The following is a 25,776-nucleotide window of genomic DNA, read 5'->3' on the forward strand; positions in this document are numbered from 1 at the left end:
AAAGAAGTCCTACCGCTTGTCATCATGATGTGGAGGCCGTGCCCGGGGGCGCGTCATATGATGAAGTTCGATACTCAACCTTCGTCGAGTGAGTCGCGCACGTGCGCGCACGCTCAGGACGACGCCACGTTCATCGGCTCGTCGATGGCATTCCGCCAGTTGGTGCGGATGATCGACCGCGTGGCGCCCACTCATCATGCGTTATTGATCATGGGGCCCACGGGCTCGGGCAAGGAGTTGGTGGCACGGCGCATCCACGCGCTCGGCCTGAATCGCGACGAACCGTTCGTCGACGTCAATTGCGGTGCGATTCCCGAACACCTGGTCGAGGCCGAACTGTTCGGCCACGTGAAGGGCGCGTTCACCGGCGCGTCCGACCATCGCGAAGGTCTGCTTCGGCAGGTCGGGCAGGGCACGCTCTTTCTCGACGAGATCGGCGAGTTGCCGTTGACGCTGCAACCGAAACTGTTGCGAGCCCTGGAAACGCGCAGCTTCCGACCGGTCGGTTCATCGGTCAACGTGCGCTTCGAAGGGCGCGTGGTGGCCGCGACGCATCGCGATCTGCGCCACGCGGTTCACGAAGGACGCTTCCGCGAAGACCTGTTCTATCGCCTCGCGGTGTTCGTGCTCAACGTGCCGGGTCTCGACCAGCGTGCCGACGACATCCCATTGCTCGTCGCTCATTTCGCCGCGCAGCAAACGCGTGTGATCGAATTCACGCCGACGGCGATCCGTTGTCTCTGCCAGCAGGCGTGGCCCGGTCATATCCGCCAGTTGCGCAATCTGATCAGCCAGTTGAGCGTGCTCGCGGAGCGCACGCGGATCGACGCCGACATGTTGACGCCGTTTCTGCTCACGGGCGCGGTCGACACGAACTCGCGCGTCGCCCTGGCGGATCAGCTTATGCAACTCGACGGTTGCGACAAACTGGCGGCAGCGGAAAACCTGCTGATCGATCGCGCGCTCGAACGCACGTCGAACAACAAGAGCGCCGCCGCGGTGCTGTTGGGCGTGAGTCGCAAGACGATCGAGCGCAGGCAGAAGGCGCGTGAAGAACGGCACCACGCGGCGCGCGATTGTCTGGCGCAGGCCGACACCCTGGTCAACGCATCGCAATTCCAGGAGGCCATTCCGCTATTGCGCCGCTGTCTCGATCTGTTGCTGAAGAGCAATGGTCCGGACGACACGCGTCATCTGCAGTTCGAAGCCTATCGCATGCTCGGGGTGAGCCTGCGCAGCGTGTACGGCTGGCTGCATGCCGAAGCGACCGCGTGTTATCTGGCCGCGCTGACCGCGGGTCAAGGCGTGTGCGACGAGGACGAACTGGCGTCGGTGCGCTTCGGCGTGTGGACGACCCAACTGACGACGCTGCAACTGACCGAGGCCCGCGCGACCGCGCAGAACCTGCTGCAACAGGCGCAAGGCATGGGCCGGCAGGCAACGCTCGACGAAGCGCACATCGCCATGGTCAACACGCTGTTCTGGCTGGGCGACAGCGAAGAGGCGCTGGCCTGTCTCACGCGCGGCGAATTGACCGGCATCGGCCGCAAGGATCGGCGCATCGGCGTTCAGGGCCTCGATCTGGCGGGCCTCGCCTTAACGTTCGAAGGCCTCGCCGGCTTCCAGATCGGCGCGGTCGACAACGCGCGCCGGTCGATGGAAATGCTGATCGCCCGCACCTCGGACGGCAACGATCATGCGCTCGGTCACGTGCTCGATCTGCAGGGCGCGGCGTGGCTCGCGTTCCTCTTCAACGAAATCGACCGGCTCGGCGAGCTGGCCAGTGAACTGGACGCGGTGTCCAAAGTGGCGGGTTTCACGTTCTATCGCGGCGTGGGCAAAGTGTTCCGCGCGTGTTACCTCAGCGCGCGCGGTTCGCTCGACGAGGCTCAGGCCACGCTGCTGGACGGCTATGACAATCACATGGCGAACAACGGCGGTGCGTTGTTCTATTCGTTCAAGACCTGGCAGCACGGCGAACTGCTGTTGCGCGCGGGACGTCCGCAGGCGTGCGAGATGCTGCTCGCCGGCGCGCTCGATGAAGTGATCGAACGGCAGGAGCGCGTTTATCTCGGCGAACTGCTGATCGTCAGGGCGCGCGCGCAATGGGCCCTGGGCGACATGACGGAAGCCGAGCAGGGCCTGCGCAGCGCGATCTCCACCGCGCGCGCGCTGGGTTCCGTGCCGGCGCGCATCGCCGCCTCGACCTATCTGGCCGACCTGCTCAACCAGACCGGACGCCGTACCGACGCCGTCGACGTGCTCGAGCGCGCGCTGCGCGCCGAGTCTTCCGCCCGCCCGGCGCCCGGCGCGATGCGCGCGCTTCGCCTGCTGGCCGAATTACGCAATACCGATTCCCTCCAACCGCAAAAAAAAGGAATGGCACATGGCCTATGAACTCGGTCCACAGGATTTGGAACCCTTGCTGCTCGGGGGCGCTTTCTTCGGCAGCGGCGGCGGCGGTACGGTCGAGTCGGCGCGTCATCTGGCCGCGCATTTTCGCAAGGGCGACTACTACCCGCGCGAGACCGTCAACGTCGTGACGGTCGAAGAAGCGTCGGGCCCCGACGCGTTGGGAGACGCCGTTATGGTCGCCTATCTCGGCGCGCCGGAAGCGATCAACTCGGCAACCTATCCGACGGGCCCCGTGCTGGCCGTGCAGAGCGTGCAGGAGCGGCTGGCGGCACAAGGTCGCAAGCTGGCCTACATCGCGCCGCCGGAGAGCGGCGCGCTGGGTTTTAGCGTGGCGTGTCTGGTGGCCGCGAAGCTGGGCCTTTCGGTGATCGACGCCGACGGCGCCGGCCGCGCCGTGCCCTCGCTGCCCATGCTCACGTATGCCGCTCGCGAAATCGATCCGCGGCCGGCCTATCTCGTGAGCCAGGGCGGACTGAACGTCGAACTGAACGTGACGCCGCGCCACACCCATACGAGAGGCGGCACGTCGCATCAGCGCGATGTGTCGGCCATCGTCGAACAGATGATCCGGCCGATCGTCGGCGATCCGGAATTCAACCAGTTCGGCGGCCTCGCAATGTGGGTGATGACGCCGGCCGAACTCGGCGGTGCGATGCCGATTCGCGGCACGCTGACCCGTGCGTTGACGCTGGGCCGTGCGCTCGGCGCAGGCCGGGTCCGCAACGTGCCGCAGATGATCGCGTGGCTCGCCGAGCATGGCGGCGTCTCGGCGCGTGCGATCTCCGAGCCCGGCGAACTGGTGTCGGCCAAGGTGGACACGAGTGGCGGATTCGACGTGGGCAAGATCGGCATCAAGGCGGGGCAACATACCTATACCGTGGTCTATCAGAACGAATCGCTGATCGCGTGGGACAGCCGCCGTCCGCAGCCTATCGTGCTGGCGCCGGACAGCGTCGCGTATTTTGTCGAAGGCGACGGTCAGTCGATTTTCACCAACGGCGATCTGGTGATGGAGGATGGTTCGCTCAACCCGGTGGTCGGCAAGCGCAAGGTGACGCTGATCGGCTGGGAAGCCGAAGCGCCGCTGACCGTGCCCGGTGGCCTGATACTCGAGAGTTTCCTTGAGCTGCTTGAGCCGCTCGGCTATCTCGGCCCTTACGTGCCGGTGGGCAAGCTTCAATCGGCTCCGCTTCGGGGAGAATTGTCTTGAGCGCGCCGCTTCGTATTTGCGTCCTCGTGCCGGTTGCGACGAACCAGTTCAACGACCGCATCATGAAGGCCGTTGCGCCCGTCGTGCCGCCCGACGTTCAGGTCGAGGTGCGCAACATCACCAGCGGCCACCCGTGTATCGAGAATCGCACCAACTGGCTCGAAAACGGCATGCCGGTCGTGACACTCGCACGCCAGATCGCGAAGGAAGGTTTCGACGGCATCTGGCTGACTGACTTCGATATGGCGGGTGTCGAAGCGGCCAGAGAGGTGATCGACATTCCGATCATCGGCGGATTTCCGACCTCGGCGTTCGCGGCGTTGATGCTCAGCCAGCGCTTTTCGATCATCACGATTCTGCAAAGCACGCTTGCCATGCAGCGGGGTCATCCGCAGAGCTATGGGCTGCAGGATAACTTTGCGTCGATTCGCGCGATCAATTGCCCGGTGGACCAACTCGATAACACCGACGTGGTGGTCGCCAAGACCTTCGAGCAGGCCATGAAGGCGATCAACGACGACGGCGCGCAATCCATCCTGCTCGGCTGCACCGGTTTCGTCGATGTGGCGAGCCGCGTGGGCGCGCTGCTCGAGGAAGCGCTGGGAGCTTACGTGCCGGTGATCGATCCCAATCACGCCGGTTTCAGCTTGCTCGTTTCGCTGGTGCGGATGCGGGTCCGCCCGAGCCGGCTGACTTATAGCAAGTACGTCATTCCGTCCTGACGCTTTTCTGAAATTTTCCTGAAGCGTAGCGTGTCCAGAGCATCCGGCTCGGGGAACCCCCCTGACCCGGATGCTTTGTCGTTGACGGCGCTCGCCGAATACGAGTGGACGAAATCGTCCACTACGTCGCCCACAAAAAGGACGCCTCCGTCCGCTGCCCACGCTCCGGAATCGATCAACTCCTGTCACGCGGCGTGTCGCTGCGTTGGCATATGGCTTGCATAGTGTCTGCCGCGTCCGAGGCAAGCCGGGTTCGCCGGCGCGAACATAAAAAACGTCGCGCTCTCTGCTATGGCGTCATTTCGTTAAGTGAGGAAGAACATGAGTCAAGAAGCTCAGCATCCCATCACACCGTACGGTGTGGCGATTCACCAGGCCGTGTCGGAAGGCGATCTGGCGAAGATGAAGGCCTTGCTGACCCAGGCCGAAGCGATCTTGCAACAGCAAGGCAATCTCGCCGCCGCGGTCGACGTGCTCAAGCTGGAGATCGCGAAGCTCGAGCGCAAGTGATCCGTCGTTGTCGTTCATCGCCGTTCACCGTCGTTCAATCAATCACCAGGAAAACAGCATGGCTACCCTTCCCCGTATTGGCCTATTCCCGGCCCGCTATGTCGTCGGTACCGGATTGCCGGGCGCGCCGACGCTCACGCTCGGACTTCTGGTCGATACGCCCCGGCGTACCGTCGTCGGCGGCGCATCGATCACGCAGGCGGTGAATCCGCCGCTCGATTTTCATGCCGACACGTGGGGCACCTTCACGTATATGGCGCTGATGCCGCCGTCCGAGACGCGCATCCTGGTGGTTCTGCAGGGCAACACCGGCGGCCCGGAATCGAACTCGATCACGACCTTCCGCCTGCATCTGGTGCTGAACAGCGATTGGCAAAACGGCGTCGCCAACTACAGCTATCTGAACGACGGCCGCTGGCTTGAAGTCTCCAACGTGCCGGCGCGGCTCGATCCGGAATTCGTGCCGCTGGAACCCGGTCCGGTGATGCCGAGCAATCCGCATGGCGGTCCGACGCCGCTGTACGGCGTGAGCATTCAGCATGCGCTGGCAAGCGGCGATCTCGCCCATATGAAGACGCTGGCGACTTTCGCGCAACAGCAACTCGACAGCCGCGAAAGTATTCAGACCGGCCTGAGCGACCTCAAGGCGGAAATCGCCCGGCTCGAAGCCGCTCGCTAACGCTGGCTCGTCACGCTTCGCTACCCCTTGTTCACAGGAGTTATCGCCATGACTGTCGGTCTTTTCCCGGTTAATCTGCGCATCGCGACGCCCGCGATCGGCGCGCCCGTTCTCACGCTGTCCCTGCTCGTCAATACGCCGGCCAAACGGGTGAGCGGTGTGGCCCGCATCTATCAGTCGACCTATCCGCCGCTGGAATTCCATGCGGACGTCTGGGGCAATTACAGCCAGCTTCAACTGGCGCCCGGCACCGATCCGGTCATCGTCCTGACGTTGTCGGGCAGTCCGTCGGGACCGACCAGCGGTCTCGCGGAGACCTTCCAGTTTCACGGCGTACTGAAGAGCAACTGGCAGTCGGGACAGGCCGGCTACAAGTACTTCGACAACCAGCGCTGGCACGACGTCGAACACGCGATCGTCACGCTCACCGGCGCACTGCAGCCGCACGAGCCGAACCAGCCGGTCGCGCCGCTCTATGGCGTGGGTTTGCAGCAGGCGAAGGCATCCGGCGATCTGAGCCAGATGAAGTCGCTGGCGCGCCAGGCTGAACAGCAGCTTGCCGACGCCGGCAACATTCAGAGCGAGCTGACCAAACTGAATGCCGAGATCGCCCGGCTGGAAGGGCGCGCCTGATCGACGGCAACAGGCGTAGGCGCTTTGGGGCGCCTGCCTTCCCGGCGACGTAGCGACGTAGCGACGCAAGTGCGCAACGCCGTGCGTCGCCGGGAAGGGGCGGTTAAGCAGCGGTGCAGTCGCGGGAACCCACATACGAAAGGGAAGCAACATGCACGAGACCAGTCAGCAGCCGGCCCGCTATTTGCGCGACGATGACTTTCAGCGCTTCGTTCCCGTTCATGTGGTGTGGGAAATTACGTTGGCCTGCGATCTGAAGTGTTTGCATTGCGGCTCCCGCGCGGGTCGTCGTCGCCCCAACGAATTGAATACCGAAGAGTGTCTTGATGTCATCGAATCGCTGGCCCGACTCGGCACGCGCGAAGTGTCGCTGATCGGCGGCGAAGCTTATCTGCGCAAAGACTGGATCCAGCTAATCAAGGCGATCCGCTCACACGACATGTACTGCGCCATTCAGACCGGTGGCCGCAATCTGAATCCGGCGCGGCTCGCGCAAGCCGTCGAAGCGGGGCTCAACGGCGTGGGCGTGTCGCTCGACGGCATGCAGCCGCTGCACGACAAGGTGCGCAATGTGCCCGGGTCGTTCGGCAAGGCCGTCGACACGCTCAGGCGCGCGCGGGCCGCCGGTCTCGCCACCAGCGTCAACACGCAGATCGGTGCGGCGACCATGCCGGATCTGCCGGCGCTGATGGACACCATCATCGAACTCGGCGCAACACACTGGCAGATTCAACTGACGGTGGCGATGGGCAACGCCGCCGACAACGACGAACTACTGCTGCAGCCGTACCAGTTACAGGAACTGATGCCGCTGCTGGCGGACCTCTACAAACGCGGCTTGAGCCACGGCCTGTTGATGAACGTGGGCAACAACATCGGCTACTACGGTCCCTACGAACACTTGTGGCGCGGTTTCGGCGACGAGCGCGTGCATTGGACCGGCTGTAGCGCGGGACAACAGGTGATCGCGCTGGAGGCGGACGGCACGGTCAAAGGATGCCCGTCGCTGGCGACAGTCGGCTTCGCCGGCGGCAACGTGCGCGATCTTTCGCTGGAAGAAATCTGGCGAACGAGCGAGGCGATTCATTTCGGCCGGCTGCGCTCGGTCGACGATCTGTGGGGCTTCTGCCGCACCTGCTATTACGCGGATGTGTGCCGCGGCGGCTGCACGTGGACGTCGCATTCATTGCTCGGCAAGCCCGGCAACAATCCGTATTGCCACTATCGCGTGATCGAACTGCAGAAGCAGGGGCTGCGCGAACGGATCGTCAAAGTCGAGGAGGCGGGCGCTGCGTCGTTCGCGGTGGGGCGTTTCGATCTGGTGACCGAGAAGATCTCGGACGGCACGCCGGTGGCGAGCATCGTCCGCTCGGGGCAAACCATCGAACTCACGTGGAAGAACAAAGGCAAACGCGCGCCCGAAGTGGGCCGTGTGCCGGCGAAACTGGCGCTATGCCGTAACTGCAATGGCTACGTTCACGCGAACGAGCAAACCTGTCCGCATTGCAGCGCGGATATCGAAGCCTCGGCGCGAACCTATGAAGAGCAGGCGCAATACCGCCGCGCCTTGATCAGCAACCTCGAACACCTGCTGGGTCACCCGGCCGGTTAATCGTCGTTCTGCGGCTTCGCCTGATTCTGCAACGCGAGCCGCTTTCAGTCCCTCAAGCTCCCCGATTTCACGCCTGGCGCCCGTTCGCGCGCCAGGCGAACCCGCGCCCGCGTTTCCTCACCTTCAGCAGCCGGCCGGCACCTTTCCATTCCCTTGCCACAAATCTTTAACGATCCACAGCCAGAATGGCGGCCGTGCATTGAGAGAGATTTGTACCTGGCGTTGCACACGGTTGCAATCAACCCGCCTGACTTCCGTCCCATCACCGAGAGATCGCATGAAACTGTTCAGCAGCCTGCGCGCCGTGTCCGTTGCCGTCGCCTTATCCCTTGCAGCGGCGAGCGCCGGCGCAGCCGATCTCGTGATCGCCGGCCGCGACGACATCTACGGACGCGGCCTGGCGGACGCCGTCGCCGGCTTCACGAAACTGCATCCCGGCGCGGACATCGAACTGCTGAAGCTGCCCAATGCGAACCTCTACCAGAAGCTGAAACTGTCGATGCGCGAAGGCACCGGCGCATTCGATCTGGTGATGATGGACGACACCTGGTCGCCCGAATTCATCTCGAACGGCTGGCTCAAGCCGCTGCCGGCGAACCTCGCCGATGCGGACATGGTCGCCTCGACCGTCGCGCTCGGCCGCGCGCCTTCGGGCGGTTTGTACGCGCTGCCGGTGGTGGGCAACGTCGAAATGTTCGCTTATCGGAAGGACCTGCTGGCGAAATACAAGCTGCAGCCGCCGCGCAACTGGGACGACGTGCTGAAGATCGCGCAAACCACCGGCGCTGCGGATAAGGACGTGTCCGGCGTGGTGTTTCGCGGCGCGAAGGGCAACCCGGTCGTGACCGGTTTCCTGCCGATTCTGTGGGCGTACGGCGGCGACGTGATCGATCAGGGCGGCAAGGTGACGATCGATTCCCCGCAAGCGCTGGCGGCCCTGAAAATGTTCGTCGCGCTGAAGAACAACGCGCCGAAGGACGTCGCGGTTTACGGCGCGGCCGAAGTGCGCGACGCGTTGCAAAAGGGCGCGGCGGCGCAGGCGCTCGAAGTCTGGCCGGCATGGATTCCCGCGCTCGACGATCCGAAGCAGTCGCGTGTGGTCGGTGAAGTCGCGCTGCAGGCGCCGCCCGGCCAGGTGAAAGGACCGTCGCCGATGCTCGGCATCTGGCAGATGGCGATTCCGAAAGACGCGCCGCACGCCACGCTCGCACAAGAGTTCCTGGTCTATCTGACCCAGCGCGATACGCAAACGCGTCTGGCCGCGATGGGCATTCCGCCGACCCGTAAGAGCGTGTTCGAAGATCCGGCGCTGGTGAAGCAATTCCGTTGGTATCCCGATCAGCTCAAGGCGCTCGAAGCCGGCCGCGCCCGTCCGCGTGTGAAGGACTGGCAGCAGATCGAGAGCATTCTCGGCGACGCGTTGCAACTGGTGCTGACCGGCCAGCTCGCGCCGGACGCCGCCTTGCATCAGGCCGCGCAGAAGATCACGCCGGCGCTGGCCGCCGCGGCCCAATAACCCCGTCGTCCTGTCGATCCCGTCCATGAACGCCGTGCGCCGCTATCTGCCACTGGTCCTGCTGGTGGGTCCCGCTTTGCTGGTGCTCGGCGTGCTTGCGCTGTATCCGGTCCTGCGCGTGCTGGTCGACTCTTTCTTCAATGTCGACTATGCGTCGGGCCATCGCCTCTTTACCGGGCTCGAAAACTATCGCGCGGTGCTCGGCGACAGCGAGTTTGCCGCGAGCTTCGCCAATACGCTGCAGTTCACGGTCGCGGCTTCGGTGATCGAAGTCGTGCTCGGCGGCGGGTTGGCGCTGCTGTTCTCGCGCGCGTTTGCCGGCCGCCGTTTCATCATTCCGCTCGCGATTCTGCCGATGATGCTGTCCACGCTGGTGTGCTCGGCCATCTGGCGCAACTGGCTGAACTACAGCGGGTTTCTGAACGCGCTGCTGGCGGTGTTCGATCTGCCCGGCGTTCAATGGCTGTCCGATCCGCATCTCGCGATCTGGTCGCTGATTCTGGTGGATGTCTGGCAATGGACGCCGATGGCCTTTCTGATCATTCTCGCCGGCTTGCAGTCCATCGCGCCGGAACTGTATGAAGCGGCTCGCACCGACGGCGCGAGCGAGTGGCAATGTCTGCGCCACATCACGCTGCCGCTGATCGTTCCGCAAATCGTGCTCGCCATGCTGCTGCGTTCGATCGACACCTTCAAGCTGTTCGACAAGGTCTACGCGCTGACGGGCGGCGGTCCCGGCAATGCGACGCAAACGCTGTCCACCTATATCTACGACACGGGTTTCCGCTTCTTCAACGTCGGGCCGGCGAGTGCTGCTTCGGTGCTGATGCTGCTGATCTCGGCGGTACTGGTGTCGGCCAATGTGTGGCTGTCGATCCGCAAGGCGGGCGCGCGATGAATACCGGTACGTCGTCTTCCACGTTGCTTCCGGCGGGCCTCGGCCGCCAAGCCGCGCTTTGGCTGTTGCGAATCATCGCGCTGATCCTGTTGCTGCTGCCTTGCATCTGGATGGTCGGCGCGGCGTTCACGCCGACGCTCGAACGCCTCGATCATCCGCTGTTGCTGTGGCCGCATGTGCCGACCTTGCAGCACTTCGAATCGGTATGGGCGAGCGGGATCGGCCGGCAGTTGCTGAACTCGGTGCTCGTCAGTGGCGGGACGACCGTGTTGTCGCTCGCGCTCGCTTTTCCGGCCGCTTATGCACTCGTGCGCATGCGCTTTCCGGCGCGTCTCGATCTGGTGTTCCTGATGCTGGTGCTGGCGGTCAAGCTGATGCCGCCGATCACCGTGGCGGTGCCGTTGTTCACGCTCGCGAAGCACCTGCATCTGCTCGATTCCGAAGTCGGCTTGATGCTCGCCTACCAGGTGTACACGCTGCCGCTGTCGATCTGGATGCTGCTTTCGTTCGTGCGCGAAGTGCCGATCGACTATGAAGAGGCCGCCTGCCTGGACGGCGCGGGTCTTGTCCAGCGCCTCGTTTATATCGTGCTGCCGTTGTGCGCGCCGGGGCTCGTCGCGACCGCGATCTTCGTGCTGATCGCCGCGTGGAACGAGTTTCTGCTGGCGCTGCTGTTTCTCACCACGCCGAGCCGATTTACGTTGCCGCTCGCGGTGGCGGGCTACGTCACCGAAAACGGCATCGACTGGGGCGATCTGATGAGCGTCGGCATGATCGCTTCGCTGCCGACCCTGGCCGTCGCGGGATACGTGCAGCGCTATCTGCGGCGCGGCTTTTCCGGTGGGCTGAAGTAGAGCGAATAAAGCAGGCGGCACGCGCTGGTCGATGGCGCCTGCGTCGGGTGACTTTGTCAATGTGTCGGGTGCTTTGCGCTCGTCTACCTACCATCTGGAGATCCACGAAAATGAACAAGCATTTGGCGGTCGCGCTGGCGGCTGCGGGCCTCGTCGCGACCACGGCGGCTCACGCGCAAAGCAGCGTCACGCTCTACGGGGTGATGGATAACGGCCTCGTTTATCAGAACAGCAGCACGTCGCGCGGTTCGACTACAGGCGGCCACTCGGCGATCACGGCGTCGAACGGCGCATGGGCCGGCAGCCGGTTCGGCCTGAAGGGCAGCGAGGATCTCGGCGGCGGGTCGAAGGCGATTTTCCAGCTCGAAGCCGGCGTGAATAGCCAGAACGGTCAATCGCAATTCACGGGCGGCATGTTCACGCGCCAGGAATGGATCGGCTTGACGAACCCGGCCTACGGTACGTTGACGGCGGGCCGTCAATACACGGCGTACTACACGCTGCTTTCGCCGTATAGCCCGACCACGTATCTGACCGGCTTCTTCGGCGCACACCCGGGCGATCTCGATTCGCTCGACACGACGATTCGCGCGAACAACTCGCTGGTCTATACGTCGCCGAAGTTCTACGGCTTTACGGTGAGCGGTTCGTATGCGCTCGGCGGTGTGGCGGGCAGCACCAATCGCGGCTCGACCTGGAGCGCGGCGATCCAGTACCTGAATGGACCGTTCGGCATGGCAGCGGGTTTCCAGCGCGTCAACAACTCGACGGTCGGCGGCGGCGCGTGGGGCACGGATTCGACGACGAACTCCGGCGGCCAGCCCGGCATCTCGGCCATCAACAACGGCTATGTGACCGCGCAAGCGCAGCAGCGCGTGGCGGTGACGGCCGGCTACAAGTTCTCGCCGGCGTGGGACGTGTCGGTGTCGTACTCGAACGTGCAGTACATCCCGGGCGTGGGCTCGGCGTTCCTGAACACGGCGACCTTCAATACGGCGGGCGCGGTCCTGCACTGGAAGCCGACCGTGAGCTGGGATTTCGCGGGCGGTTATAGCTATACGCGCGCGACGCAATCGAACGGGATCAGCAGCGTGGCGCAATACCATCAGATTTCGCTGACGCAGTACTACAGCCTGTCGTCCCGCACCGGCCTGTATCTGGGCGAAGCGTATCAACACTCGAGCGGCAAGACGATCGGCTCGAACGGCGTGAAGATCATCGACGCCACGGCAACGATCGGCGACGGCTTCAACGGTTCGCCGTCGTCGACGAGCACGCAGTTCACGGCGGGCGTCGGCATTCTGCATCGCTTCTGATCATTCGTGCCGCCGCGATGGTGGGCGGCGTTCATGGCTCGGCGGTTCAGGTCTCTCTTGTGCTGCGACTCAGGGCGACGCAAGAGAGGCCACCCTGTGTGGCGGATTTCGCTTCGCGGCGTGATGCGGGATGCGACGGTAATACGACAAGGAATACACGGTGGCTACACTCACACTCCGTGCGGTCTGCAAGACGCGGCACGGTCGGCAGCAGGTGTTGCGCGATATCGATCTGGACCTGGCGGACGGCGAATTCGTCGTGCTGGTCGGGCCGTCCGGTTGCGGCAAGTCGACGCTGTTGAGAATGACGGCGGGACTCGACAGCATCACCTCGGGCGACATCAGGATCGGCTCGCGTGTCGTCAATCAGATCGCGCCGCAGGAGCGCAATGTCGCGATGGTGTTTCAAAGCTACGCGCTCTATCCGCACATGACGGTCGCGCAGAACATCGCGTTCGGTCTGCGCATGCGCGGCATGTCGGCCGATAAGGTGCAGGAACGCGTCGCGTCGACCGCGCGGATGCTCTCGCTGGAAGCGTTGCTCGAACGCAAGCCGCACGCGTTGTCGGGCGGTCAGCGTCAGCGTGTCGCCATGGGCCGCGCGATCGTGCGCGAACCGGCGCTCTTTCTGTTCGACGAACCGCTGTCCAACCTCGACGCGAAATTGCGCAGTCAGATGCGGGCGGAGATTCGCAATCTGCACGCGCGGCTGGGTACGACCTCGCTGTATGTCACGCACGACCAGGTCGAGGCGATGACGCTCGCGCAACGCATCGTCGTGCTGAATCAAGGCGGCATCGAGCAGATTGGTACGCCGGAACAAATCTACGAGCGTCCGCAAAGTACGTTTGTCGCGAGTTTTATGGGGGCGCCCGCGATGAATCTGCTGCGTGGGCGTTTGACTGCCGACCGCCAGCACTTCGACGTCGACGACGGTCCGCGCATTCCGATTGCGGGCGCGGGCGATGCCGGTGTGCAAGTCGACTCGAATCGCGAGACCGTGCTCGGCATTCGTCCCGAACATGTGACGGTAACGGCCGATCAGCCGATACGTCTACCCGTCGACGCCTGCGAGATGTTGGGCGCCGACAATCTGGCGTTCGGCCGTCTCGGCAAGCAGAGCCTGGTGGTGCGCCTGCCGTATCACCAGCGCCCGGCGTCCGGCGAGCAACTCGGCGTCGCCTTACCGGCCGCGCAACTCCATTTTTTCGACGGACAGAGCGGACGGCGCGTGAATTGAATTGAGTTCAGCCGCAGCTTTTGCGCACTACGCTCGTGACCGGCACCACGTAAGTGCGCGAGGCGCCGGAAAACGACTCCATACGATCGATCAGCATTTCGACCACGGCATTCGCCAGTCCGGAGGTGTCCTGGTGAATGGTGGTGAGCCGATAGTTTTCGTAGCCGGCGGCGGGGATATCGTCGAAACCGACCACTCGCAGTTCTTCGGGCACACGGATCGAGAAGTGCTGACGCGCGGCATCGAGAAAGCCCAGCGCCAGCAGATCCGACGAACAGAACACGCCGTCGGGCCGCGGGTTTTGTGTGAGGACGGCTTGCGCTGCCGCCACGCCGCATTCATAGGTATCGGCTTCCGTGGCATGAACCAGAACCGGATCGACGAGGCGCGGTTCGTCTTTGACGATGCGCTGGACCGCGCGAACAAAGCCGGTGCGGCGCGATTTGCCGTTGTAGCTGGTCTTTGTCGGGCCGACGAATGCGAGCCGCTTTGCCCCCGCGTCGATCAGCATGCGCGCGGCCAGCGCGGCGCCGGCCGCGTTGTCGCTCACCACGACGTCCGCGCCGGGCAGATCCGACGCGCGGTTGATCATCGCCACCGGAATCTCGCGTTCGAGGTACTGGCGAGCGAGGCCGAGCGGCGGCGACGCCGAAGTCATGATGATGCCGGCGATCCGGTAGCTCAGCAGCATTTCCAGCGAATGCTTGATTTGCACCGGGTCTTCCGCGTTCATCACGAGCGGCGTGAGTTGCTGGCGCCCGAGCGCGGCGATGATCTGCGAAAGCAGCTTGGCGCGGAACGGGTTTTCGAAACCCGCCGTGACGACGCCGACCATGCTGCTGCGCTGCATGATCATTTCGCGCGCGATCTGGTTGACCTGATAGCCGAGCGCGCCGGCGGCCTCCATCACGCGCTGCCGTGTTTCGGGTGCGATGCTCGCGGTCGGCGAGAAGGCGCGCGAGACGGCGGAGCGCGACACACCGGCGCGGCGCGCGACGTCGGCGGCGGTAACCCAAAGCGTTTGTTTCTTAGGCATGTGTGAATGAATGAAGGGACGCGAAGCTAGCTTAACGCAGCTTGCCCGATCAAGAGGACAAGAAGATGACCGTCGAACACGATATGAGCGGGCAGGGCGATTATTCCGGCGCGGCGCCGGAATGGGCATCGGCATCGGCATTAGCGCCGGCCTGCTGGATGTCGAGCCTTGGCGACGATCTCCTGCTGAGTCGGTTGGCGTTGCCGGGCAGTCACGATAGTTGCGCGTACACCGTTGAGGATTCGCTCGCGAAAACGCAGGGCGCGACGCTGGCGGCGCAATTGGCGCACGGCGTGCGCGTGCTGGACATCCGCTGCCGGCATGAAGGGGACGTTTTCCACATCAATCACGCGCGCATTCCGCTCGGCCTGATGTTCGACGATGTGATCGCCGCGTGCGCTGAGTTTCTATCGCAGTATCCCGGCGAATGCATCGTGATGTCGGTGAAGGACGAGTGCGGCACGCAGGATTGCACGCGCAGTTTCACGCAGACGTTCGAGTCGTATGTCGAGCACTATGCGCAGCAGAGTTGGTATTTGGGCGACACGACTCCGCGTCTGGGCGACGTGCGCGGTTCGATCGTGCTGTGGCGGCGATTCGAGAGCGATCGCGCGCTGGGCATCGATCTGTCGAACTGGCCTGATAACGCCACATTCGAACTCGATGCACCTGGCGCGGCGTTCGTCATTCAGGACGAGTTTCGCGTGCCGGTCGAGGCGTCGATCGATTACAAATACCGCGCGATCGAAGCGCTACTTTCGATCACGCAGCACGGTGCGCTCAAGCGCTGGATCGTCAATTTTTGCAGCGGCACCGGCATGGGTGCGAACCCGCGCCGGGTGGCCTGCGGTGACGACCGGCGGCGCGGTATCAATGACATGGTGGCCGAACGCCTTGCAAACTGCGCGGAAGCGCGCGGCACGCTGATGATCGATTTCTGCGAGTACACGGAATGGGCGCTGGTTCGTGCGTGGGTGGCGCGCAACGCGAGCCTGTACGGCCTCACTTGAAGTACTCGCTAGGCGCCACCCCCAGCACCTTGCGGAACATGGCGGTAAAAGCGCTGGGGCTGTCGTAGCCGTGTTCGAGCGCGACGTCGAGCACCGACGCGCCGCCCGCGAGTTGCGGAAGACTCAGCAAGACTCGCGTGTGCCGACACCACACCCCATGCGTCATACCGGTTTCGCGTTGGAACGCGCGGGCGAACGTGCGCGGATTCATCCCGGCGCGCTCGGCCCATCCCTGCAAGGTCGCTTCCAGCGACGGTTGCGCGATCAACTCGGCACACAGTTCGCGGATCGCCGGATGACAGGGCATCGGCACATGCAGTAGCAGAGGTTCGGCCACGCAGATTTCATCGAGGATCAACGCCAGCACACGCCGTTCGCGCTCACCGTGCCCCGCGGCCGGCCCCAGCCTGGCGGCGGTCACGATCAGCTCGCGCAGCAGCGCGCTCACCAGGATCACATGGCAACTGTCCGGCAGCGTGTCGCGGGCCTCCGCGGCTACGTAGACCGTGCGGATCTGCACGTCGCTGGCGATCTGGATTTCATGGCGTACGCCGCCCGGCACCCAGACCGCGCGGCCGGTCGGCACGACCCAGTTGCCGGCCGCCACCCGCACGATCATCACACCCGAGATCGCGTAGATTAGCTGCGCGCTGCTGTGCGCATGCGGCGCAAACGCGGTGCGGGCGGGCTGGTCGGTGGCGAGGACGGTGACGGGCGAGACTTCGAGCGCCTTCTGGCTCGCCAGAAAACCGAAGCTGTCCATTTCGCAACGATGCATGGCAATTCTTCGAGAGATGACTGGGTCGCAGGACTCTACCATCTGCTCTTCGATTCCACTGCCGAGCATCTGTCATGGTTCTTTCGGGCGTTCATCGCACCGCGCATCTTTTCTTTCGTCTTGGCGCGACGGCGCTCGCGCTGCTGGCGTCGGGCTGCTCTCTCGAGGCGCCGTATCGCGCACCGCCATTGCCGACAGCGGCCGGGGCGCCGTTCACGGCGGCACGAGGCGCGCCGGTCGTGCAGCAGTCGTTGCCGGACAACTGGTGGCATCTCTATCAGGACCCCGTACTCGACGGCCTGATTCAGCAGGCGCTCGAACAGAATCGCGATCTCGCGGTGGCGGCCGCGCGGCTCGCAGGCTCACAGGCGGTCCTGGACGAAGCGGGTGCGGCCAGGCTGCCCGATACGCAACTCGCGCTGGGCGGCAACTACGGCAAGCAGAGCGCCGATCAGACCGTCGCGGCGGCGCGGCGCGACTCGGCCGACACGCGCTGGGCCTACACGCCTTCGCTCGCGGTGTCGTACGAAGTCGATCTGTGGGGGCGCGTGCGCCATCTCGTCGACGCCGCGCGCGCCGATGCCGATGCGATGCAAGCGGCCTCTGACGCCGTGCGCGTCGCGGTCGTTGCATCCACAACGGATGCCTACCTGCACGTGTGCTCCTACGGCGAACAGATCGACGTCGCCAATCGCTCGCTCGGCATCGCGGAGCGTGTGGTGGCGTTGACCACCCGGCAACGCGATCGCGGCCTCGTGTCCGATCTCGAGGTCACGCGCGCCCGCGGTTTTCTCGACGAGACACGCGCCACCCTTCCGGCACTCGAAGGCAAGCGCCGCGCGGCGCTGTTCGAACTTGCCGTATTGCTGGGCCAGTCCCCCGGCGGGTTTCCGCCGGCCGCCGACTCCTGCCGCGTCACGCCGGTGCTCACTGCGCCGTTTCCAGTCGGCGACGGCGCCGCCTTGCTGCGTCGCCGTCCCGATCTGCGCGAGGCGGAGCGCAAGCTGGCCGCCGCCGATGCGCAGGTCGGCGTCGCCCGTGCCGAGTTGTATCCGTCGATCGTGCTGGGCGGCTCGGTGAATCTGCTGTCCACCACCGGTAGTCTGACGTCGCTCGGCGATCGGTACGCGCTGGCATGGGGCGTCGGTCCGCTGATCAGTTGGCGCTTTCCGAACATGGCGATGAGCCGCGCGCGGCTCGCGCAGGCGAAAGCCGGCAATGCCGAGGCGCTTGCCGCATTCGAGCGCAACGTGCTTACCGCGTTGAAGGAATCCGAACAGGCGCTCACGTTCTACGGCGCGCAATGGACGCGTCAACATGCGTTGCAGGACGCTCGCGCGAATGACGCTCGTGCGTTCCATCTCGCCGAGCTGAATTACCAGGCCGGCGCGCTGGATTTTCTCGACGTGCTCGATGCCGAGCGCACGCTGGTTGCCGCCGATGCGGCGCTGGCGGCATCGGCGGAAAACCTCGCATCCGATCAGGTGGCGGTGTTCAAGGCACTCGGCGGAGGCTGGCAACGCTAGCACGCTGGCGTGTCGCGCCGTCGCGCGATGGGTTCGTTATTTTTAATCAAGGTTCCGATATGACTACTACGGTCGTTCCCGGCAAGACGTCCCCGTTTAGCCGAAGAAATCTCCTGGTGGCGGGTAGCGCCATCGTGGTGGTCGCCATGCTGGTGGCGGGCATACGCTGGTGGACCGTCGGCCGCTTTATGGAAAGCACCGACGACGCTTACGTCCGCGCCGACGTGATGACGGTCAGCTCCCGCGTGCCGGGCTACGTCACGAGTGTCGAGGTCGACGACAATCAGCCGGTGCATAAAGGCGATGTGCTCGCGCATCTCGACAACGCCGATTACGCGGCGAAACGGGATCGCGCTCAGGCGACGGTCGATGCCGCGCTCGCCACGCTGCACGCGGAACAGGCGAAGGTCGCCACGCTCGACGCGCAGATTGCGCAGCAAGGCAGTCTGACGGCCGCGGCGCAAGCGGACGTTGCCGCCGCGCAGGCCGGCACGATCCGCCGCAAGGCCGATGCTGAGCGCTACCGGCAACTGGTGGCCGAACAGGCTTCGAGCGCGCAGCGCTGGGAGCAGGCGCATGCCGACGCGCTCACTGCCGACGCCACGCTCGCCAGGGCCGACGCCTCCGTGCACGCGCAGCGCGGCGAGCAAACCGTGCTGCTCAAGCGCCGCGCGCAAACGCTTGCCGACATCGAGCAGGCGCAAGCCCAACTCGACGTGGCGCGCGCGGCGTTGTCGCTCGCGCAACTCGATCTCGACCATACGACGATTCGCGCGGCGGGCGACGGCACGGTCGGCCAGCGCGCCGTGCGAGTGGGCCAGTATGTCGAGACCGGACAGCCGTTGCTCGCCGTGGTGCCGCTGCAGGACGTCTATGTGATCGCCAACTTCAAGGAGACCGAGGTCGCCGCGATGCAAGCGGGTCAGCCGGTCGAGATCGATGTCGACACTTACGCCGGGCATACGCTGCATGGAAGCGTGGCGAGCATTGCGCCGGGCTCCGGCGCGCAGTTCGCGCTTCTGCCGCCGGATAACGCGACCGGCAACTTCACCAAGGTCGTTCAGCGGATTCCGGTGAAGATCCGCGTGGACGCCGGGCAGCGCGATGCGCTCGACCTGCGGCCGGGCATGTCGGTAGTCGCGCGCGTTCACACCGGCGTGGCCGCCGCGCCGTCCGCCGAGAGTCGCTCATGAGTACGACGGCGAAGGTTTCCCGCGCGCATGACCCGGTGTCGCTGCGCGCCTGGGTGGCCGTGCTCGGCGGTGTGTTCGGCTGCTTCATGGCGGGCATGAATGTCCACGTCACCAATGCGTCGCTGCCCGATATTCGAGGCTCGCTCGGTGCGAGTTTCGAAGAGGGTTCGTGGATCACCACCGCGTACCTGGTCGCGGAGATCATCGTGATTCCGCTGACCGGCTGGCTCGTGCGCGTGTTTTCGATCCGTCGCGTGATGCTGGTCGGGACCAGCGGATTCCTGGTCTTCTCACTGGTGTGCTCGGTCGCGCCGACCATCGACGCGATGATCGCCGCGCGTGCCTTTCAAGGAGCGTTCGGCGGCGTGCTGATTCCGTTGTCGTTTCAACTGATCGTCACGGAGTTGCCGGCGTCGCGACATCCGCTCGGCATGGCGCTGTTCGCCGTCGCCAATAATGTCGCGCAGGCGGCGGGGCCGTCTTTGGGCGGCTGGCTGACCGACATGTATTCGTGGCGCTGGATTTTCTATCTGCAGATTCCGCCCGCGCTCGTGCTGCTGGGCGCGATCGGCTGGGCGATCAAGCCCGAGCCCGTGCACCTCGACCGCTTGCGCAAGGCCGATTGGCTCGGCATCGCGAGCATGGCGATTGGCCTCAGCGCATTGCAGATCGTGCTGGAGGAGGGCGGCCGAAAAGACTGGTTCGGTTCCAGCTTCATCACGGAGATGTTCGTGGTTGCTCTCGTGGGACTGAGCGTGTTCGTGATTGCACAGTTGCGTCGCGACGAACCGTTCATCAACCTGAAATTACTCGGCCGCTATAACTTCGGCATAGCCAGTCTGATGCAGTTCCTGTTCGGCGGCGTGGTGTTCGCGGTGGTGTTTCTGGTGCCGAACTACTTCGCCGAATTGCAGGGCTATAGCGCGCGCGATATCGGCGTGATGATGGTGCCGTATGGGCTGGTGCAGTTCGTGATGTCGTTTCTGACACCGCCGCTGATGCGCCGTACGAGTGCGCGGACCGCCATCATCGCCGGCTTCACGCTGGTCGCGATCGGCTGCCTGATGAACATTCATCTCGACGTGAATGCGTCGGCGAATGTGGTCGTGCCGTCGCTGATCGTGCGTGGCATCGGACAGTCGCTGGTGGTTGTCGCGCTGGGTGTGATGGCCGTGGACGGGATCGAAAAATCGCAGCTTGGATCGGCCTCCGGGCTCTTCAGCATGGTGCGCAATCTGGGCGGCGCGATCGGCATTGCGATCGCCAGCCAGATCGTGGTCGAACGGGAAAAAATGCATGCGTCGCGGATCGGGGAAGCGATCACGCCGTTTAACGGCGCGTACCGCGAGCGGATGATCGACATGGTCAGAACGCTGACGCGCGGTTACGTCGGCCGCGCGGATGCGCTGGCGTCGACCGGCCTGGACGGGACGCGCGAGGTGGCGCTCGGCGTGATCGATAAAGTGATCGGACGTGAAGCGCTTCTGATGGCTTACAGCGATACGTTCCTGCTGGCCGGGATCGCGATGCTCGGATGCACGCTCGCGGCGTTTGCTTTGCGAGGGCGCAAGAAGAGCGGCTAGCCGAACGGATGAATAGCGAGGTCTTTGTCGACGCCCCGCGCTACGCGTCCTAGGCGTCGACCGGATCGTGATGACAGACACACAGCTTGTTGCCGTCGGGGTCCCGAAAGTACGCGCCGTAGTAGTTGGGGTGATAGTGCGGTCTCAGTGCCGGTGTGCCTTCGCACGAGCCGCCATGCGCCAGCGCGCGGGCATGGGCGAGATCGACCGCGCGCCGGTCCGGCGCCAGCAAAGCGATCATCTGACCGTTTCCGCAGCTTGCCGGATGGCCGTCGAAGGGCCTGCCGATCAGGAAGAGTGGGCGTGGCGTGTCTGGCTTCATCCAGCCGGCCCACGGTGTGTCCCGGTCGCAGAACTTCATCTTGAGCTGCAATGCTTCCATGACGGACGCATAGAACTGGACGGCACGATCGAAATCGGTGACACCGATAAAAACGTGTGAAATCATTGCCACTTTCTCCGAGGATCAGATCAGATATGCCCCAGTCTACCGAGAACGCTGTGCATGTGGTTCAGGAGTTTTGGCGTCTCATGGCCACCAACGATTTCCATTCCGCCACCGCGGTTCTGGCGGACGACTTTGTGCTCGAATGGCCGCAATCGAAGGAGCGCATTCGCGGTGCCTTCAATTTCGCGCAGTTCAATGCGGAGTACCCCGCGCTAGGGCGCTGGGTTTTCACGATCAATCGCATTGTCGGCAATGAGACGGACGCGGTATCGGATGTGTCCATTACCGATAGCGTCCTGCAGGCCAGAGCTATTTCGTTCTTCACGGTCGAGCATGGCAAAATTGCCCGCGTGGTCGAGTACTGGCCGGAGAATTACGAGCCGCCGTTCGATCGCACGAAGTGGGTTGAGCGGATTGAGTGAGTGGGGCGGCTTTCGTGCTTCTAACCACGAGTCTGCAGATCGACGACGTGATCGGTCGAATGGATCGTGCTCTTGCGATGCGTGATAGCCAGCACGGTGACTTCGCCGGCCAGCGTGCGGATATGGTCCATGATGCCGGTCTCCGTGGGTTCATCGAGCGCGGAACTGGCTTCGTCGAGAAACAGCAGTTTCGGTTTGCCATAGAGTGCGCGGGCAATGGCAACCCGTTGACGCTCACCGCCCGACAGCTTGAGGCCGCGCTCGCCGATTACCGTGGCGAATCCATCGGGCAGATCTTCGATCCGCGTGAGAATCGCGGCTCTCGCTGCGGCTTCGCGCAGGCGTGTTTCGTCGACCTCCCGGCCGAGCACGATATTCGCCGTTAGCGTGTCGTTGAGCAACATGATCTCCTGCGGAACGACGCCGACCATGCTGTACCAATCCTTGCGGGCGATCTCGCGCAGATCGAAGCCGTCGATCAGGATCTCTCCTGCGGAAGGCTCCATCGCTTTCAACGCCAGTTTGAATACCGTGGATTTACCCGACCCGGATTCACCGGTGAGGAACGTCACCGCGCCTCTTGCCGCGGTAAAAGACACATCGGAGACGCCGCGCCCATCTTCATACGCGAAGCCGACACGCTGGAATTCGATCCGCCCGTTGCTTGCGGGTAATTCGGTGAGGGGCGAAGTGGGTTCGATCTCTTCGGCGGCCGCCCACATGCGGGCAAAGGGTTGTATCCGTGAATACGATTGGATCAGATTTTCGATCGCGATTCCGACCATTTCGAACGGATGGTTGAGTTGGAGCAATAGCACATTGAACAACACGATATCGCCGACGCTCACCAGCCCAGCCTTGTAGCGCGGCAGAAAAAGAGTAAAGGCGATCACGAACTGGAGCGCGAGCGCCACGCCATACACACCGGCATAGGCGATCCGCTTAACGCAAAAGCTCCGCCAGTTCTCCAGAACTTCCGTGGCGCCATGATTGAAGCGCTTGCTCATCCACCCGGAACTGCCGAAATAGCGCAGCGTTTCCATCGACGTGATTGCATTGCCGACCAGGCTCGCATTGGCTTGCGCAACACTGATCGCGCGATTCAGGTGCGGCCGTGTCCAAACGTTGGTGAAATAGGTGAGAGAGGTGAACACCGCGCCATAGAGGAGCACGACCGCGGCGATTTTTGCATTGAGCGCGGTGCCCACAACGGCCAGTGTCAAAAGGAGCTGGATGGCGCCCGGCAGAATAATGCTCAATACCAGGTTCACCGTCATGCTGAGGGCTTGCGAACCTTGCGCCTGGGCGGTGTGAACTTCCACCGGATTGTGTTCGATAAAAAAACGCGGCGACTTTTTCGACAGACGCTCGAAGAAACTGGTGGACGAGATGAAATTCAGATTCTCGGCGGCCATCAGCGCAAGATATCTCGCCGTGTTTCCCAACGTGAGCGAAGCGCCGACGAGAATGGCGTAAAGCAGGAATCCCGCGAAAATCGTCTCGATCAGGTGATGACTGGAAAGCCGGTCGACAAGGCGGGAAAAGACAAACGGCGCAAAGACCGAGACCAGCGAGGAACCCGCTACCACGGCCGCGACGAGCGCTATGGTGCCGCGGGACATATGCCAGAACTTGCTGAGAATACTGCTGACAGGAGACGCTACGATATGCCAATTGGTTTGTTTAACCATCTGCACGCCTCTCTTTGCGATAGGTAATCCGCAATTATCGGAGATTTTGCGGTGCGGTGTCGAACGACCGTGGCCGAAGCGTGGGCAGGGTGTTTAGTTTTCACGCACGACGTCCGCCGTCTTTCGGTAAGGTCCGAACGATCACGAACGCAAGTACGGCCATCAACGGCAGCATCAGTACGCTGCCTTCCGGACCTGCCGCGCCGCCACTCAGCCAGGCGGGTCCGGTGGGGTGGCTCGTCAACCAATGTCCGCTCGCCATCGCGCCGCTATCCGCGACACCGAACACAAACGATTGACTCCAGTCCCACGCGGCGTGAAAGCCGATGATCCACCACAGCGAGCCCGTGCGCCAAACCGCGAGACAGAACACGAGTCCGGCAACTGCGACGGATGCAATGCCGAATACCGTCTCGCCCGGATTGCCCATATGCGCGAGCGCGAAAATGGCGGCGGTGACGAGGGTGGCGACGACTGGCCCCACGCCGCGAAGCAAACGGAAGAACACATAGCCCCGGAAACACAGTTCCTCGTTAAACGCGACGAGCAGGAACAACGCGGCCCAAACCGCGGCCGATTGGATCAGCGGTCCCAATTGCATGCCTGACTGTTCAATCGTCACCGCGTGAAAATAGCGGAGCGCGGCCATCACGAGCGACATGGCCAGAACACCAAAGAAGAGTCCTTGCGCGAGATGCGCAACGCGATGCCGTGCGCGCAGGCCGTAGTCGAGCCACGAACGTTTGTCGATCAGGCTCATGATTTTGGTGGCGACGATTCCTGCAAGGATCATGACGATTTCACCGATGAGCATTCTCGTCGGGATCATCTCCGTGGTTCGGGGCGGAAGGTGATGCAACAGATGCGCGATAAACGCCGCGCCGCCAATCAAACCGCTGACGATCATGACGAACAGTAACGCGGCCCAGCCTGAGCGAAGGCCGTCTTTGCCGACCCAGATCCGTTTGAATTTGCCACCGAAAAAGCGACGCAGCCGGCTGGTCCGTTGTGGGACAGGATTGCCGCTGTGATCAGGGCCAATCGATGCCGTGCTGTCGTGCTTCGAATCGCTCATGCGTTGCCTCGTTATTTTTGTTGGACTTCGAGAGAGAACCTTGGAACGTCTTTGGGACGAGCGAAGCCAACGGTGCAAACTGTCGAAGTGTGTCAATCAGCGGCTCCGATTCTCGACGAACCATTAGGCAGCGTCAACTGACTGTTTATCGTGGAGCTGTGTCTACGCGATGGGCATAAATCAATGGATTGCCGTTGTTAGCTTGGTCGTTTCTGACGACCAAGCAGCACGATCGCTAGAAAGGTCAGGGGCAACATGTAAGGGGAGAGTTTGAGGACCGTCGATTCGAGAGGCGTGATGTATCTGATCTTTCCCGATACCGCTATCGGCGTGATATGCCATGTACTGGGATCAGGCGCGAACGGAGCCAGTTGACTGGTCACGCAACTGACGAGGACGTTGATGGCGAGAACAACACATACCGCGATGCCTGCCGCGCGATTGACAGTGTCGGGTCGGAGCCTGCGCATGGTCGTCTCCTCGTGTGTCGCAACGCGGATTGATGCGAGTGCGGGCTATCCGCGATTCTGAAACGAATAGCGAATAACTGTACAAAGCGTTAGTTCGATCCGCGACCAAATTGCGTGTGGAACGCTGACGCGAATTACATCAATTCAAACGGCGAGTTGTCAATGAGCGCTCAGTTCACGTTGGACGACTGCAGTGGGTGCGATTCCCACCCATTCACCGCGTACTCGCTTTCGCCCGCTCACGCCGACGTCGCCGAAGCAGATACGCGTCCACCATCTCCACCAGTTCCTGCTTAAGCACGGGCAAACCAATCGTCCCCCGATGCGCGGCATCATGAATCACGCCCGCTACCGCAGCGGAGACGACCTGCGCCGCCGCGTCAGCAGATTCGCGATTCCGCGCGTCACCCTCATCCGGCTGCGCGATCAATGCCGCGTAGCAACTCAAATACTCCGCCTCGAAGCGGTCATGAACCGACTTCGGCCCACGAGCGCGCGGCGCTTCCTCAAGCAGCACACGATGCAGCGCCGGGTTAATGCTGTGAACCCCGATCATGCCGTCGACCAACTGCTCCACACGCCGCGCCAGCGGCAACGTCTTATCGCCGATTCCGCGCAGCACCGCGAGAATCTCGTCGAAGTGACGCGCCGTGATCGCTTCGGACAAAATCAGCTTGTTCGGAAAGTACTGGTATAGCGAGCCGATGCTCACGCCGGCGGCCTCGGCAACCTCATTAGTCGTGAAGCCGGCCCAGCCGCGGCGGCCCAAAACCTGAGCCCCGGCAATCAGAATCGCTTCGACCGTGGCACGGGAACGCGCCTGGCGCGGCGCTTTGCGCATGGTCGAAGGACGCGTGGGAATGCGAGTAGCCAAGTGTCTGCTCCCGGGAGAATATGAGCGCTATGCTCACATTGTTCGACACGTTTGGCAATGACGTG

Annotated in this window: 23 protein-coding genes; 17 read left to right on the forward strand and 6 right to left on the reverse strand. The window is 63.3% G+C overall.

Translation table 11 applies throughout. The features are described 5' to 3' along the window. Window positions 1–144: 144 nt before the first annotated feature. The 12 genes from FA94_RS21985 to ugpC all read left to right on the forward strand — a co-directional run bounded on the left by FA94_RS21985 (window position 145) and on the right by ugpC (window position 13,605). The gene (locus FA94_RS21985; RefSeq protein WP_231585128.1) at window positions 145–2,397 is read left to right on the forward strand and encodes a sigma-54-dependent transcriptional regulator; all 2,253 of its coding nucleotides are present in this window, start codon (window positions 145–147) and stop codon (window positions 2,395–2,397) included. Then, window positions 2,387–3,625, forward strand: coding sequence for an S-methyl thiohydantoin desulfurase domain-containing protein (locus tag FA94_RS21990; protein WP_035555083.1), 1,239 nt, complete (start codon window positions 2,387–2,389; stop codon window positions 3,623–3,625). The genes FA94_RS21985 and FA94_RS21990 overlap by 11 nt, the downstream gene beginning before the upstream one ends. After that, complete coding sequence (locus FA94_RS21995) at window positions 3,622–4,347, forward strand: aspartate/glutamate racemase family protein (RefSeq protein ID WP_035555086.1); 726 nt, start codon at window positions 3,622–3,624, stop codon at window positions 4,345–4,347. The genes FA94_RS21990 and FA94_RS21995 overlap by 4 nt, the downstream gene beginning before the upstream one ends. A 321-nt stretch (window positions 4,348–4,668) precedes the next feature. After that, the gene (locus tag FA94_RS22000; RefSeq protein WP_035555088.1) at window positions 4,669–4,857 is read left to right on the forward strand and encodes a DUF1843 domain-containing protein; all 189 of its coding nucleotides are present in this window, start codon (window positions 4,669–4,671) and stop codon (window positions 4,855–4,857) included. A 58-nt stretch (window positions 4,858–4,915) separates the two neighbouring features. Further along, window positions 4,916–5,536 (forward strand): DUF1842 domain-containing protein, encoded by a 621-nt coding sequence (locus FA94_RS22005; RefSeq protein WP_035555093.1) that lies wholly within the window; start codon window positions 4,916–4,918, stop codon window positions 5,534–5,536. Window positions 5,537–5,584: 48 nt separating this feature from the next. Beyond that, window positions 5,585–6,169 carry a DUF1842 domain-containing protein gene (locus tag FA94_RS22010; protein WP_035555096.1) on the forward strand — a complete coding sequence of 195 codons (585 nt, stop codon included), beginning with the start codon at window positions 5,585–5,587 and terminating at the stop codon, window positions 6,167–6,169. Between the two features lie 151 nt (window positions 6,170–6,320). Next, window positions 6,321–7,781: a GDL motif peptide-associated radical SAM/SPASM maturase gene (locus FA94_RS22015; RefSeq protein ID WP_035555099.1), complete on the forward strand. Its 1,461-nt coding sequence runs from the start codon at window positions 6,321–6,323 to the stop codon at window positions 7,779–7,781. A 277-nt stretch (window positions 7,782–8,058) separates the two neighbouring features. Beyond that, the gene (locus tag FA94_RS22020; RefSeq protein ID WP_035555103.1) at window positions 8,059–9,297 is read left to right on the forward strand and encodes an ABC transporter substrate-binding protein; all 1,239 of its coding nucleotides are present in this window, start codon (window positions 8,059–8,061) and stop codon (window positions 9,295–9,297) included. Window positions 9,298–9,322: 25 nt separating this feature from the next. Further along, complete coding sequence (locus FA94_RS22025) at window positions 9,323–10,195, forward strand: carbohydrate ABC transporter permease (protein ID WP_035555106.1); 873 nt, start codon at window positions 9,323–9,325, stop codon at window positions 10,193–10,195. Beyond that, the gene (locus tag FA94_RS22030; protein WP_035555109.1) at window positions 10,192–11,049 is read left to right on the forward strand and encodes a carbohydrate ABC transporter permease; all 858 of its coding nucleotides are present in this window, start codon (window positions 10,192–10,194) and stop codon (window positions 11,047–11,049) included. The genes FA94_RS22025 and FA94_RS22030 overlap by 4 nt, the downstream gene beginning before the upstream one ends. 110 nt (window positions 11,050–11,159) lie before the next feature. Continuing rightward, window positions 11,160–12,365 carry a porin gene (locus tag FA94_RS22035; RefSeq protein WP_035555113.1) on the forward strand — a complete coding sequence of 402 codons (1,206 nt, stop codon included), beginning with the start codon at window positions 11,160–11,162 and terminating at the stop codon, window positions 12,363–12,365. A gap of 160 nt (window positions 12,366–12,525) precedes the next feature. Continuing rightward, window positions 12,526–13,605 carry a sn-glycerol-3-phosphate ABC transporter ATP-binding protein UgpC gene (gene ugpC / locus FA94_RS22040; protein WP_035555116.1) on the forward strand — a complete coding sequence of 360 codons (1,080 nt, stop codon included), beginning with the start codon at window positions 12,526–12,528 and terminating at the stop codon, window positions 13,603–13,605. 7 nt (window positions 13,606–13,612) lie between these two features. On the opposite strand, the gene FA94_RS22045 is transcribed toward ugpC, so the two are convergent. Beyond that, entirely contained in the window at window positions 13,613–14,641 is a 1,029-nt protein-coding gene (locus FA94_RS22045; protein ID WP_035555119.1) for a LacI family DNA-binding transcriptional regulator, read from the reverse strand. 65 nt (window positions 14,642–14,706) lie between these two features. On the opposite strand from FA94_RS22045, the gene FA94_RS22050 reads away from it, so the two are divergent. Continuing rightward, window positions 14,707–15,651: a phosphatidylinositol-specific phospholipase C gene (locus FA94_RS22050; protein WP_231584998.1), complete on the forward strand. Its 945-nt coding sequence runs from the start codon at window positions 14,707–14,709 to the stop codon at window positions 15,649–15,651. On the opposite strand, the gene FA94_RS22055 is transcribed toward FA94_RS22050, so the two are convergent. Continuing rightward, on the reverse strand, window positions 15,644–16,414 hold the full coding sequence (locus FA94_RS22055) for an AraC family transcriptional regulator (protein ID WP_035562655.1): 771 nt from the start codon (window positions 16,412–16,414) through the stop codon (window positions 15,644–15,646). The two genes, FA94_RS22050 and FA94_RS22055, sit on opposite strands and share 8 nt — an antisense overlap. A gap of 89 nt (window positions 16,415–16,503) precedes the next feature. On the opposite strand from FA94_RS22055, the gene FA94_RS22060 reads away from it, so the two are divergent. The 3 genes from FA94_RS22060 (at window position 16,504) to FA94_RS22070 (ending at window position 20,731) form a co-directional block, all read left to right on the forward strand. Further along, the gene (locus FA94_RS22060) at window positions 16,504–17,955 is read left to right on the forward strand and encodes an efflux transporter outer membrane subunit (protein WP_035555122.1); all 1,452 of its coding nucleotides are present in this window, start codon (window positions 16,504–16,506) and stop codon (window positions 17,953–17,955) included. Window positions 17,956–18,071: 116 nt separating this feature from the next. Then, window positions 18,072–19,148, forward strand: a complete 1,077-nt coding sequence (locus FA94_RS22065; protein WP_231584999.1) for an HlyD family secretion protein — start codon at window positions 18,072–18,074, stop codon at window positions 19,146–19,148. After that, window positions 19,145–20,731, forward strand: a complete 1,587-nt coding sequence (locus FA94_RS22070) for a DHA2 family efflux MFS transporter permease subunit (RefSeq protein ID WP_035555128.1) — start codon at window positions 19,145–19,147, stop codon at window positions 20,729–20,731. Before FA94_RS22065 ends, FA94_RS22070 begins: the two co-directional genes overlap by 4 nt. Before the next feature lie 49 nt (window positions 20,732–20,780). Here the strand turns inward: FA94_RS22070 and FA94_RS22075 are convergent, their stop codons facing one another. Then, window positions 20,781–21,179 carry a VOC family protein gene (locus FA94_RS22075; protein ID WP_035555131.1) on the reverse strand — a complete coding sequence of 133 codons (399 nt, stop codon included), beginning with the start codon at window positions 21,177–21,179 and terminating at the stop codon, window positions 20,781–20,783. 29 nt (window positions 21,180–21,208) lie between these two features. Here FA94_RS22075 and FA94_RS22080 point away from each other — a divergent pair, with 29 nt between their 5' ends. Next, window positions 21,209–21,601 (forward strand): nuclear transport factor 2 family protein, encoded by a 393-nt coding sequence (locus FA94_RS22080; RefSeq protein WP_035555134.1) that lies wholly within the window; start codon window positions 21,209–21,211, stop codon window positions 21,599–21,601. Window positions 21,602–21,621: 20 nt separating this feature from the next. Here FA94_RS22080 and FA94_RS22085 read toward each other — a convergent pair whose 3' ends face one another. From FA94_RS22085 to FA94_RS22095, 3 genes are all read right to left on the reverse strand, one after another. Further along, a complete protein-coding gene (locus tag FA94_RS22085) occupies window positions 21,622–23,223 on the reverse strand; it encodes an ABC transporter ATP-binding protein (RefSeq protein ID WP_231585000.1) in 1,602 nt (533 codons plus the stop codon). 169 nt (window positions 23,224–23,392) lie between these two features. Further along, the gene (locus tag FA94_RS22090) at window positions 23,393–24,367 is read right to left on the reverse strand and encodes a CPBP family intramembrane glutamic endopeptidase (protein WP_051980655.1); all 975 of its coding nucleotides are present in this window, start codon (window positions 24,365–24,367) and stop codon (window positions 23,393–23,395) included. Between the two features lie 684 nt (window positions 24,368–25,051). Beyond that, window positions 25,052–25,711 (reverse strand): TetR/AcrR family transcriptional regulator, encoded by a 660-nt coding sequence (locus FA94_RS22095; protein WP_231585001.1) that lies wholly within the window; start codon window positions 25,709–25,711, stop codon window positions 25,052–25,054. Window positions 25,712–25,776: the final 65 nt, after the last annotated feature.

This window comes from Burkholderia sp. 9120 (assembly GCF_000745015.1).
GTDB lineage: Bacteria > Pseudomonadota > Gammaproteobacteria > Burkholderiales > Burkholderiaceae > Paraburkholderia.